The sequence below is a fragment of the Pseudomonas sp. B21-054 genome, from assembly GCF_026016345.1.
Classification (GTDB): domain Bacteria; phylum Pseudomonadota; class Gammaproteobacteria; order Pseudomonadales; family Pseudomonadaceae; genus Aquipseudomonas.
Genome location: NZ_CP087204.1, coordinates 3,946,602 through 3,958,822 on the forward strand (window position 1 = coordinate 3,946,602; position 12,221 = coordinate 3,958,822).

General features: G+C 58.9%; 11 protein-coding genes. 6 read left to right on the forward strand and 5 right to left on the reverse strand.

Annotation, left to right across the window (positions count from 1 at the left end; all coding sequences use genetic code 11):
• The first annotated feature begins 4 nt into the window (after positions 1 to 4).
• The 3 genes from LOY70_RS17215 (at position 5) to LOY70_RS17225 (ending at position 3,442) form a co-directional block, all read left to right on the forward strand.
• Entirely contained in the window at positions 5 to 1,240 is a 1,236-nt protein-coding gene (locus tag LOY70_RS17215; protein WP_265028596.1) for a fumarylacetoacetate hydrolase family protein, read from the forward strand.
• On the forward strand, positions 1,233 to 3,017 hold the full coding sequence (locus tag LOY70_RS17220) for an IlvD/Edd family dehydratase (RefSeq protein ID WP_025214155.1): 1,785 nt from the start codon (positions 1,233 to 1,235) through the stop codon (positions 3,015 to 3,017). Before LOY70_RS17215 ends, LOY70_RS17220 begins: the two co-directional genes overlap by 8 nt.
• Positions 3,018 to 3,172: 155 nt before the next feature.
• The gene (locus LOY70_RS17225) at positions 3,173 to 3,442 is read left to right on the forward strand and encodes a YceK/YidQ family lipoprotein (RefSeq protein ID WP_265028597.1); all 270 of its coding nucleotides are present in this window, start codon (positions 3,173 to 3,175) and stop codon (positions 3,440 to 3,442) included.
• Positions 3,443 to 3,518: 76 nt separating this feature from the next.
• Here the strand turns inward: LOY70_RS17225 and LOY70_RS17230 are convergent, their stop codons facing one another.
• On the reverse strand, positions 3,519 to 4,124 hold the full coding sequence (locus LOY70_RS17230; protein WP_265028598.1) for a TetR/AcrR family transcriptional regulator: 606 nt from the start codon (positions 4,122 to 4,124) through the stop codon (positions 3,519 to 3,521).
• 110 nt (positions 4,125 to 4,234) lie between these two features.
• Here LOY70_RS17230 and LOY70_RS17235 point away from each other — a divergent pair, with 110 nt between their 5' ends.
• Positions 4,235 to 5,242 carry an NAD(P)-dependent oxidoreductase gene (locus tag LOY70_RS17235; protein WP_265028599.1) on the forward strand — a complete coding sequence of 336 codons (1,008 nt, stop codon included), beginning with the start codon at positions 4,235 to 4,237 and terminating at the stop codon, positions 5,240 to 5,242.
• Positions 5,243 to 5,352: 110 nt separating this feature from the next.
• Here LOY70_RS17235 and LOY70_RS17240 read toward each other — a convergent pair whose 3' ends face one another.
• From LOY70_RS17240 to LOY70_RS17255, 4 genes are all read right to left on the reverse strand, one after another.
• Entirely contained in the window at positions 5,353 to 6,576 is a 1,224-nt protein-coding gene (locus LOY70_RS17240; RefSeq protein ID WP_265038096.1) for an OprD family porin, read from the reverse strand.
• Positions 6,577 to 6,792: 216 nt separating this feature from the next.
• On the reverse strand, positions 6,793 to 7,722 hold the full coding sequence (locus LOY70_RS17245) for a dihydrodipicolinate synthase family protein (protein WP_025214160.1): 930 nt from the start codon (positions 7,720 to 7,722) through the stop codon (positions 6,793 to 6,795).
• Positions 7,723 to 7,855: 133 nt separating this feature from the next.
• The gene (locus LOY70_RS17250; RefSeq protein ID WP_265028600.1) at positions 7,856 to 9,247 is read right to left on the reverse strand and encodes an MFS transporter; all 1,392 of its coding nucleotides are present in this window, start codon (positions 9,245 to 9,247) and stop codon (positions 7,856 to 7,858) included.
• A 118-nt stretch (positions 9,248 to 9,365) separates the two neighbouring features.
• Entirely contained in the window at positions 9,366 to 10,217 is an 852-nt protein-coding gene (locus LOY70_RS17255) for an IclR family transcriptional regulator (RefSeq protein WP_265028601.1), read from the reverse strand.
• Positions 10,218 to 10,635: 418 nt separating this feature from the next.
• Here LOY70_RS17255 and LOY70_RS17260 point away from each other — a divergent pair, with 418 nt between their 5' ends.
• Positions 10,636 to 11,133 (forward strand): DoxX family protein, encoded by a 498-nt coding sequence (locus tag LOY70_RS17260; RefSeq protein WP_265028602.1) that lies wholly within the window; start codon positions 10,636 to 10,638, stop codon positions 11,131 to 11,133.
• Between the two features lie 130 nt (positions 11,134 to 11,263).
• Positions 11,264 to 11,800 carry a GNAT family N-acetyltransferase gene (locus LOY70_RS17265; RefSeq protein WP_265028603.1) on the forward strand — a complete coding sequence of 179 codons (537 nt, stop codon included), beginning with the start codon at positions 11,264 to 11,266 and terminating at the stop codon, positions 11,798 to 11,800.
• The last annotated feature ends 421 nt before the right edge of the window (positions 11,801 to 12,221 follow it).

Consider the following 12,221-nt stretch of genomic DNA (forward strand, 5'->3'; position numbering starts at 1 on the left):
CTCCATGTCGCCATTGCTTACTCCCGAGAACACCCTGCCGGCCGATGGGGTCGCCGGAACCCTGATTGGCCGCGCCTGGGTGCCTGGCCGGATCGCCGGGCCTTCGCCCATCGTGCTGCGCAGCGACGGCGTGTTCGACCTGTCGGATCGTTTTGCGACATTGAGTGACTTGCTGGAAACAGAATCGCCCCTGGCCGCCGTGAGGCAGACACCCGGCACCTTCATCGCCAGTGTCGAAGCCCTGCTGGCCAACACAGGCCCTGATGCCGACCCGTCCAAGCCATCGCTGTTGCCGCCCCTGGATTTGCAAGTGATCAAGGCCGCCGGCGTGACCTTCGCCGCCAGCATGATCGAGCGGGTGATCGAGGAACAGGCAGGCGGCGACGCGGCCAAAGCCGAAGCCGTACGCGCCACCGTGCACAGCGTGATCGGCGACAACTTGCGCTCGATCGTGCCAGGTTCCGAGCAAGCCATGCGCCTGAAAGCCTTGCTCATCGAACAGGGTATGTGGTCGCAGTACCTGGAAGTCGGCATCGGTCCGGACGCGGAAATCTTCACCAAGGCGCCGGTGCTGGCGGCGGTCGGCACTGGCAGCCGCATCGGCATTCATCCGGGCTCCCAATGGAACAACCCGGAACCTGAAGTGGTGCTGGCCGTGAACAGCCGCGGCCAGGTCCACGGCGCCACGTTGGGCAACGACGTCAATCTGCGGGATTTCGAAGGCCGCAGTGCGCTGTTGCTGAGCAAAGCCAAGGACAACAATGCATCCTGCGCCATCGGGCCCTTCATTCGCTTGTTCGACGAGCACTTCAGCCTGGATGATGTGCGGGCCTGCGTGGTCGATCTGGAGGTACAAGGCGAGGACGGTTATCGCATGCGCGGCTCCAGCTCCATGAGCCAGATCAGTCGTGACCCGCTGGACCTGACAGGCCAGACCCTTAACGCCAATCATCAGTATCCGGATGGTTTCCTGTTGTTCCTGGGGACGCTGTTCGCCCCCACTGAAGATCGTGATCATGTCGGCAGCGGCTTCACCCACAAACTGGGTGACCGGGTCAGTATCAGCAGCCCGTTGCTCGGGAGCCTGCATAACCAGGTCACCCACAGCTCTGACGCCGCCCCCTGGACCTTCGGCCTCAGCGCCCTGCTGCGCAACCTCGCCTCCCGGGGTTGCTCGCCCGCTGATGCAAGACAGTCTGTCGATTCAACTAATTACAAGAGAGAAATGAATCATGAGTGACACGCCAAGACGCCGCCTGCGCAGCGAGCAATGGTTCAATGATCCTGCCCACGCGGACATGACAGCCTTGTACGTCGAGCGCTACATGAATTACGGGATGACCCGCGAAGAGCTGCAATCGGGACGCCCGATCATTGGCATCGCCCAGACCGGCAGCGACCTGACGCCCTGCAATCGTCACCACCTTGAGCTGGCGCAACGGGTCAAGGCTGGTATTCGTGATGCCGGTGGGATTCCCATGGAGTTCCCGGTGCATCCGATTGCCGAACAGTCGCGTCGCCCCACCGCAGCGCTGGACCGTAACCTGGCCTACCTGGGGCTGGTGGAAATCCTCCATGGTTATCCATTGGATGGCGTGGTGCTCACCACCGGTTGCGACAAGACCACGCCTGCCTGCCTGATGGCCGCCGCGACCACCGACCTGCCGGCGATTGTCCTGTCAGGCGGCCCGATGCTCGACGGCCATCACAAGGGCGAGCTGATCGGCTCGGGCACCGTGCTCTGGCATGCGCGCAATCTGATGGCTGCTGGTGAGATCGATTACGAAGGCTTCATGGAAATGACCACTGCGGCATCGCCGTCGGTAGGCCACTGCAACACCATGGGCACCGCCCTGTCGATGAACGCCCTGGCCGAAGCCCTGGGCATGTCGCTGCCGGGCTGTGCGAGCATTCCGGCGCCCTATCGCGAGCGCGGGCAAATGGCTTATGCCACCGGCAAGCGCATCTGCGAACTGGTGCTGCAAGACGTACGCCCCTCGCAAATCATGACCCGTGAAGCCTTCGAGAACGCCATCGCCGTCGCCTCGGCACTGGGCGCGTCGAGCAACTGCCCGCCGCACCTGATCGCCATTGCGCGGCACATGGGCGTCGAGCTGAGCCTGGATGATTGGCAACGGATTGGCGAGGACGTGCCGCTGCTGGTCAACTGCATGCCAGCCGGCAAATACCTGGGTGAAGGTTTCCATCGGGCCGGCGGCGTGCCAGCGGTCATGCATGAACTGCAAAAAGCCGGACGCCTGCATGAAGACTGTGCCACGGTCAGCGGCAGGACCATCGGCGAAATCGTCAGCAGCAGCCTGACCAGCAACGCCGATGTGATCTATCCCTTCGACACCCCGCTCAAGCACCGCGCCGGATTCATCGTACTCAGCGGCAACTTCTTCGACAGCGCGATCATGAAGATGTCGGTGGTGGGCGAAGCGTTTCGCAAGACCTACCTCTCCGAACCGGGCGCCGAGAATAGCTTTGAAGCCCGGGCCATCGTGTTCGAAGGCCCGGAGGATTATCACGCCCGCATTGACGATCCGGCGCTGGACATCGACGAGCGCTGCATCCTGGTCATCCGCGGTGTCGGCACCGTGGGCTACCCCGGCAGTGCCGAAGTGGTGAATATGGCGCCGCCCGCCGCCCTGATCAAACAAGGCATCGACTCCCTGCCCTGCCTCGGCGACGGCCGCCAGAGCGGCACCTCGGCGAGCCCGTCGATCCTCAACATGTCCCCTGAAGCCGCCGTGGGTGGTGGTCTGGCGTTGCTCAAAACCAACGATCGCCTGAAAGTGGACCTCAATACCCGGACCGTGAACCTGCTGATCGACGAGGCCGAGATGGCCCAGCGCCGACTCGAATGGACACCCAATATTCCGCCGTCGCAAACGCCTTGGCAGGAGCTGTATCGGCAACTGGTGGGACAACTTTCCACGGGGGGCTGCCTGGAGCCAGCCACGTTGCATCTGCGCGTGATCGCTCGTAGCGGTGAGCCGCGACATTCTCACTGACAAGCCTGCAATGCAGCAGGAATCAGAAGCCTCTCTGCCGCAGCCCGGACGCACACTGCCGGGCTGTTCACTTTACAGCGAGGGAAAGCAGCCAGCCCCTATAGCCCACCCGTCATCAGTGCTACAGTCGCGTACTTTCAGGATGAGGCGACGCTATGCGGATCGTAGTAACGGCTTTGGCAATGGCACTGCTGACAGGGTGCGCGACGATCAACGAAAGCTCCAGCTACGGGCACATGTGCGGCCTTCATCCTTACTGCGGCGTTACTGTCGATATGGCGATCATCAAAGACTCGACGACCGGAAACGCTGGCGCCATGAGTGCCCTGGCACCGTTTGCAGTTATCGACCTGCCGTTCAGTTTCGTCGCCGATACGCTGATCCTGCCCTATACGATTTTTCATATGAAGGAAGACGATGAGTAGGGAGATCCCGAAATGTCTTCACGAATCGGCCGCTGACAGCCAATAGCTCGCCCCGCTCCTTCATCGTGTTCCAATCTCAGTCGGCGTCCTGTAGCAGGCCCCGGATCAGCGAAGCGAAAGCTTCAATCACCTCGTCCTCGCTATAACGCCCCCGTACCAACGCACCCGCAAGCGCTTCCCCAGCGCCGACCAGGCCAGTACAGCATTGCTCGAGCGCTTCCCCTGAGCAGGTCGCGTGAGGCTCGAGCACAGCCACGAACATTTGCACGCAGTTATCCAGAAGCTCCTGGAAAACCGCCGCCTTCTCATCGCTGCCTGCCAGGGCGGCGCCCACTGCATGGAACTCGTCAGTGTTGTCTGCCGCACATTGGATGTAGGCACTGGCCAGGACCTGAGCCGTCTCCTCCACACTCCGTACAGCCGTGGTCATCGCGTCGCGGAAAGCATTGACGCGCTCGGTATCAATCCACTTGTAGAGTTCGATCAACAGGCCCGACCGGGTGCCGAAATGATCGTAGACAACCGGCTTGGATACCCCGGCACGAACCGCCAGATGACCCAATGTCAGTCGGTCGGCGTTTTCCTCGCGCACGATCAGCAATGCGGTATCCAGCAATTGTCGTCGCCGTTCGGCTTTCGAAAGCCGGCGCGCAGCTGAATTAGAGACAGCGTCTTTTTGCACTTTGTCGTTTCCGGATAATAAAACCTACCAATGGTAGGTTGAAAGGTATGAAGTCGTGCTAGGGTACCTACCAATAGTAGGTTAAACCCAAGCAAGAAGGAGAACATACGATGTCACTTAATCCTATCCTTTTAATGGGCGGATCTGGCGCTATCGGCCACCACACTGCCCGTGCGCTGCGCGCAGCCCATCCCGACGTGCCGCTGCTGATCGGCGGACGCGACCTTGGCAAGGCTCAGCGGGCCGCAGAGCAAATCGGCGGTGCGCAAGGCGTAGTGATCGATCCCGCGGCAGAAGATCTGGGCCTTGGAAATCGTTCGGTCAGCGGTGTAGCAGTCTTCTATATGGACCATGCCCTTGCCGGACTCCGTTACGCCCAAAAGCGCGGCGTGCCACACCTCAGCATCTCATCGGGGGTTTTCGAGATCGCGCCGGAAATCGCGACCTACATGCACTCTCCCGGAACCTCGGCCATCGTGCTCGGTTATGAATGGCTGGTCGGTGCGACAACCGTATCGACGCTGGACATTGCCAAGGCATTCGGCCGGATCGACGATATCAGCATCAACGCGTTGGTCGATGAACAGGACACCGGGGGGCCCACCGTCGCCACCGACTTCGAACACCTGAACAGAATGCTGCCCGCCGCGTTGACACGGCGCGATGGCGTGTACGTCTGGCGCGAAGGTGAGGATTCCAAGGTCATCTTCCGTGCGGTGGATGGTACAGAAATCGAAGCGTCCGGTTTCTCGTCCATTGACGTCGTCGGCCTGGCGGCTGCAACGGGTGCGCCCAATGTCCAGTTCAACATGGCTATCGGGGTGAGCTCGACCCGACGCCAGGGTAAGCCGATGTCCACCGAGATCATTATCGAACTCAGGGGCGAGGACCTTAACGGCGAACCGCTGCGCACACGTCATGCCGTCGTCCACCCAAGAGGGGCGGCACCACTGACCGGCCTCAGCGTCGCCATGAACCTTGAACGACTGCTCGGGCTGGACGGTCGCCCCGCCACACCGCCAGGCCTCTACTTTCCTTATCAACTGCTGGACGCCGCCACATATCTGGAGCGCTTGAGGCAAGAGGGAGGTGAGTTGCGCGAGCTGCAGGTGCAATGACCAAGCACTTGGCTATCGCCAGGTGGTGCCACACACAGGGATTGGTCGACAGCTTGTCATTTTTCCTGACAGTCCGCTGCCCAATGATAGCCGTCGACCACTATCAATCCTTATAGAAACCCAATCGGATAACTGACAATCAACCGATTCTCATCGTAATCGGCACTGTTGAACCCTCGACGCACGCTCGCATTTCGCCAGCGCAAAGCCAGATTCTTGAGGCTGCCGCTCTGGACCACATACCCCAGCTCGGACTCGCGCACCCACTCCGAGCCATCCTGGACGTTTTGCAACCGTACGTCGTCGCCGTGGACATAGCGGGTCATCAACGACAATCCTGGTACGCCATAACCCGCGAAATCCAAGTCGTAGCGTAGCTGCCAGGATCGCTCCCGTGGGTTGTCGAAGGCATGGTTGAAGGTGTTGTTCGCCAGGTAGATACCGCCGGTACCGGCGATTCTCATCCAGCCCGTTTCACCGCTGACCTGCTGCAAACCCAGGCTGAATGTGTGCTGATAGATGCCCAGGCCGACCAGCAACGATGCCGTACGGTTATCCAGACGTCCGGCCTTGGCGGCGCCGTCGTCCTTGCCCCAGAAATACCCCAGGTTGGTGTTCAATGCGACGGCCGGGGACAAGGACCAGCGCTGGTTCAGGCCGACATAATGCTGCTGGTAGATATCCTCCAACTGGCCGCTCCATAAACGAACGGTGGTGTTTTTCGAGGCTGAACGGTAGTCAGCGCCCAAGTAATTGAACGCATCGCTGCGAGCACTGCCGAACGCGAGGTCTTCCATGGAGGAATCATTGCGCAGGCTGGTTTTGTTGAGCTGCCCGGCGAACAGCGTCCAGTTTTTCACGTCCTGGGACGACAACTGCGTACCTTCGAAGGTTTGGGGCAGTGCGCGGAAGTCATCGGCGGTAACGATGGGGAGATTGGGCATCCATTCACCGGCCTTCAACTCCGTAGCGGAAATTCTCGCCTTGAGGGCAACGCCAAGCCGGCCGAAGCTGCTGGCTGGTTCCCCGTCGCCATCCTTGGGCAATAACAACGCGCCGTAACGCCCCGCGCCACCGTCCAGCTTGACCGCGTACTTGCCCAGGATATCGGCACCGAACCCGACAGCGCCGGAGGTAAAACCTGATCGAAGATCGAAAATGAAGCTTTGTGTCCACTCCCGCGCATGGTCTTGTGCGGCATCAGGCGCGGTGAAATGGCGTTCGAAGAAGAAGTTGCGGAGGGTCAGCGTGGCCTTGCTATCGTCAACCAGTCCCTCGGCGAACAAGCGAGGCGACGACAGCGCGACACACAATAGAATGCCCGCGAAACGCAGTGTGAGTGTTTTCAAGACCGTGATTCCCCTGTTGTTGTTATTGAAGGGCACAAGCGGTCCGCTCCCGGGCCAGACGAATCACCGAATCGCTGGCGGGACGGAATTGATCGAAGGTTGCAGCGGTTATCTCAATGGGTGGGCCAAAAGGGTCCCGAGAACACGAGACCCTGTGCGGCTAGAACAATGGGAGGGGCACACCGTCCCCTCCTTCCTGGGTCAGATCAGGCCGGCGGAGCGCAAGGCGTCGGCGATTTCGCGGTCGGCGCCTTCAGCCAGTGGAAGCAACGGCGAGCGCACGGTGGCATGCTCCAGAATGCCGCGCGCCACCAGGCCGTGCTTGAGCGCCACGGTGCCTTCCATATGCGAGCCACGGTGGTAGACGTTGCGGGTAACGGGTAGCAGCTTGTCGTGAATGGCACGGGCCGCAGGATAATCCCGACGCTTGCCGGCGGCGATCAGTTCGATCAGCGGTTCGGGGGTCAGGCTGCCGTAGCCTACCAACGCCCCGTCCACGTCGAACATGGTGTGCAACAGGTACTCGTCATGGCAGGTGAGAATCTGCAGATCCGGGACTTCACGACGGACCACCGGGATTTCGGTGTCCCAACGGCGCATGTTACGCACACCGTTTTTCATGGCGAAAACGCCAGGCTGTTTGGCGATCTCCAACTGAGTTTCCAAGTCGTAAGTGGCCTTGGTCACATCGGGATATTGAAACAGGATCAGTGGCAGGCCGCTGTGCTCGTAAATCGCGCGATAACGATCCTGGGCTGCCCCTTTCTGATAACCGAAGCGCAGCCAGCCGTGGGAAGGATAAACCAGGCCCGCGCTGGCACCTGCGTCAACGGCCCGCTGGGCTTCTTCGGCGGCCACTTGGGTGCCTTCGCCAGTGATGCCGGCGATGATCGGGATCCGCCCGCCGACCGACTCCTTGAAGCTCTGGATCACCGAGGCTTGCTCGGCCTGGGTCAGGAAGGTGCCCTCGCCCGCATGACCCAGCACCACCAAGCCTTTGACACCCTCGAAGCTGCCCAGCCAGGAACCCAGTTTCTGAATAGCGTCATGATCGACCTTGCCATCACGGGTGAACGGAGTGACCGGCGCTGGTACCAGGCCTTTGAGATCGATTGTGTTCTTAGTGCTCATATTATTTCCTCTGTTTACTCAGTGTCCGCAACTGACGCGTGCAGGAACGCAAGCAATACAAACAACGATCGCTTGGGGTTTATTGAAATTTAACGGTGCAGCGGATTAATCAGGGATCTCGCTTATCTTTATATCAAGGCGAAAGTTCCTCCAGTATTCGGCCCTTGGTTTCAATGGCAAACAACGCAGTGATACAGCCGGTGAGTATTAATATCACGGCAAATATTCCAAATACGTAATGCACGCCAACATGGGATACCGTCATTCCCACAATCAACGGCCCCGTGGCCGACCCCAGGCGCAGCCAGGCGCTGCCCAGGCCGGTCCCCAACGCACGCAGACGCGTGGGGTAAAGCTCTGCCGAATAGAGATAGAGCGAGAACGTCACGGTCTGTACCAGGGCGTACCCGAGACCCGCCAGCAGCAGAATCTGCAAGGGTGATGTCGCACCCGTCAGGGCCAGCACCGACAAGGGTATGGCGCCCAGGAACAAAGCCCCCATGTACCAGCGACGGCGCCCGAACCGATCGATCAACAAAGCGCAGATGACCGCGGCGACCACCCCGGCGCCCGACGTGATGAAGCCATAAGCCAGACTGGTGTCGAGCGGCAGATTGAAATGTTGGCGATACAGCGTCGGCAACCAAGTGATTAGCCCATTGGCAACCATATAGGCCCCGAACCACATCGCCCAGATAACCATTGAGCGTTTGAAATACATGCCATGGAACAGCTCTCGCCAACCTTGAACCCCGGCAGGCTTGGGTATTGGTGGTACTTCCACCGCGGGGGCGAGCTGTTTGCCGGATTTCAATACGCTACTTTCCAAGCGCGTCACAATGCGATCAGCCTCCTGGAGCCGGCCCTTTGACGCGAGCCAGCGCGGCGACTCAAAGAGAAAGAAACGCAGTGGAATCAAAATCACGGCAGGGACCAGCCCCACCGCGAACATGGCCTTCCAGCCGTAGACCGGCACCAACAGGTACCCAATGATGCCCGCGCCGACCAGCCCGAACAGAAACATGACTTCGTAGAGCAGGAAGAACTTGCCGCGCTTTTTCGAGCCGATCAGTTCATTGACGTAAGCGCTGGCCACCGGCACCTCGCCCCCCGTGCCGATGCCCTGCAGGAAGCGGAACAGGATCATCGATCCCGCGCTCCAGGCGAACAGGCAGGCCACATCCATGGCGACGAATAGAAGAATGGTGAAGGTCAGCACCTTCATCCGACCGATACGCTCAGCCAACCAGCCGAAGAACACAGCGCCGAGCAATTGGCCGAGATAGCCAAAAGAAAGAATCATGCCGATTTGCGTCGCGGTCAGGTTCCACTCCTTGGCCAGTACCGGCATCGCATAGGCAATCGCGATAACGGTATAGCCATCGAAAAACGTGGCCGCACCAATAATGTTCCGGGCCCAGAAGACTTGTCGGGTAATCGGTAAACGTTCAAGTCTTGCACTGATATTTGCCTGGCTTTTCACCTCTTCAGCGACAGGCTCTATTTTTAAGTTCTGCATCAACATGGCACTTCCTTTATTATTTTCACATTGTCGGGGCGTGCAGGTGCGAACATCGTAAATACTTACAATGCTTAAACTCATGCGAACTTCAGTGTGAGTCCGCGTGACTCATTATGAATATCTAAACGTTGGAGCCAATACTTCCATTGGCTTCCAATGCCTTGCCGATAGACTTGGCCGCTTCCAGCGTAGAACCCAATGCCCGGCCTCTAAGTTCTTCCGCCGTACACCGGATAGAGGGGGCTGCGATACTGATCGCCCCGACGGGATGTCCGTCGATGTCCAGCACCGGTACCGCGAGAATTCTCAGGCCATCGGTGAACAGGGATTCGGTCAACACAAAGCCATCTTCACGAATTTGCCCCAGCAACTCCAAAAGCGGACGCTCCATGGCATGTGGACGCATGCTGAAGGGCATCGTCGGGGTGAGCGCCTGCACTTTGTGGACCTGCTGCTCCGGCAGAAAAGCCAGAATCGACTGGCCTATCGCCGTCTGGGTCGCGGGCACGGTGGTGCCAATACGGATATCCACGCCCAACCGGGTGATACCCGCCCGCACTCGCTCCAGGTACAGCACATCGGCGCCTTGCAGTACGGCGAAGCTGGCGGCCTCATTGGTTTCACTGACCAGTCCTCGAAGAATGGGCCGCACAATGCTGCGCAAGTCTGTGCGGGCAATGGCGTGAAAACCCAGGTCAAGCACTTTGAGCGTCAGCGCAAAACGTCGACTTTCCGGGATCCGGGACACGTAGCCCAAGTCCACCAGCGTATTGAGCATGCGAAAGGTGGTCCCCGGATCGAGATCGGCAGTGACAGCGATCTGGCTCAGGGTCAACTCATCGTTCTCGGCGGTGAACGCCTCCAGCACGCGAAAGCCTTTGGCCAGTGACTGGACGGTACTGCGGGCTTTCTTTTCATCCAGGTCCGAGGACAGTTCGGAATCGCCCGTTGCATGTCTTGGTGTCTTGATCATTTTTTTCGCTCTTTTTTGTTTTTTCGGATTGCGAAATAATTTTCTTTCAATTAGAGTATTATTTTGCGATGTTCTTGTCCTATATCTATTAGGGCGTTTATTTTTATTTGTTATTTATTTTAGTTATAAAAAATTATTTAACTCTTATTATTCAATAAGTTAGCATCAGCAGTCTTCCCCTCTCCCCGTCCGCCTCTTCACCTCCGCGCTTCCGACTTTTGCTGCACTCCTTTTTGGCCACTGCGCCGATTGTTCTCTCTCATTGAATTCACATGGCAACATCCGAGGATTTATCTCCTCGTCCCAAACAAGAAGAATGCGCTCGAATAATCCGAGGCGCATCGACCCCGCACGCCATGCCGGGGTCGTTACCGAAGCCACATGTCAGCACGTCAAGCACCCTTGCCAGGAATGACTCATGCCCCCTGAAAACAGATCGTCGCCGGACTCCATTTTGGCCGCCATGAATACCTGGGGCGCCCGTTTCGAACCGTATTTTTACACCTTGCTGCGAATCGCCTTCGCGGTCGTCCTTTTTACCCACGGATTGCCGAAGGTGCTGGGAACCGCCCATGGATCGATGGCCAACCCCATGGCCGCGTCTATCAACCTCATCCAGAACGTGATGGGACTGCCCTTCGCCGCGCAGCTCGGCTTTCTGGTCATGCTCCTGGAGACGGCCGGCGCACTGATGCTGGCGATGGGGCTGGCCACGAGGTTGGTTGCCCTGCTCATCACCCTTCAAATGCTTGCCATAAGCTACGCCCTCGGACCGACATGGCCCTGGATAGACCGAGGCATTGAGTTTCCGGTACTGATGGGATTTCTTGCCCTCTACATCGTCGCGCGCGGAGGCGGCGTCTACTCATTGGACGCTCGCTTAGGCAGGCGCCTGGGCGTGACGAGCCACCGCTGACGCCATGAAGGTTGCCAAGTCATGATTGAAACGCGAGGCATCTTCAAACGCCGTGCCGCGAACGAGCACGTTGCCCTGCCCGGTGTTCGCGAGTAGGTTCGCGGTTTGACGGTCAATGGGAAACTTCAGCATGCCTGGCACTCGTTCAAGGTTGATCTATAGAAAACCGAAACCTGCTGACGTCCTCCGGCTTTTCGCTATCTACCGCGATCCTCAAACCAACCTCTTCAATCCCGCGGGCCCGATGGCGACCGTCGTCGAGGCTCAGGCACTGCTGGAGCATTGGCTCGAACATTGGTCTGCCCACGGCTATGGCTGGTGGGCGATTGCCCGCAGTGGCGCCCCGGAACACATCATCGGTTTCGGCGGCATTGCCGCTCACGACTACCTCGCCGAACGACGCGTCAACCTCGGTTATCGCTTCGCCGTCGAAGCATGGGGCCAGGGTTATGCGACCGAGCTGGGCCGAAATGCATTAACCGATGCTTTTGAAAGGCTTGGTGTGCGCGAGGTGTTCGGGCTGGTCCGGCCTGATCACGAGGCGTCAATCCGAGTGCTCGAGAAGATCGGCATGCGTCTGTTCGGTGAACTGGATGACGTGCCGGGCAAGGCCCCAAGCCTGGTATTCAGGGCGCAGCCCGGAGATCCGGGCAAAAACTCAAGCTGATCACATCGAAGCTCACAAGCATTGATAGCACAATGCAATCGCGGTATAACGCCTCTCAGTCACGCTGCAGCGTGCCCTCGCCATCATGTGATGTACGAGGGCCGCAACGACGCTGCCACTTGGCTCTCCTGATTCGACGAAAAAAGAAGCTGGCTCGGCTCAAGGTTTTCCCCGTGGGACCGACATAGCGGCAGATCGCAGGCGCTCCGGGCGCCACACATTAGCAAACGTTTGCACAGGGATAGAAAAAACGCTGACGTAATAGAGGCTTGTCATCCGAGTCCTCTAGGGGGTTGCGCAGGACGCCTAGCACCTTGAAAGGGTCATACTTGATTAACGGCTGCCAGAAAAAAATCTAATAAGATCAACAAGCCAGGATCAAACCGGTGAAAAGCCTCCAATCCCCTCCCAATGCGTCCCC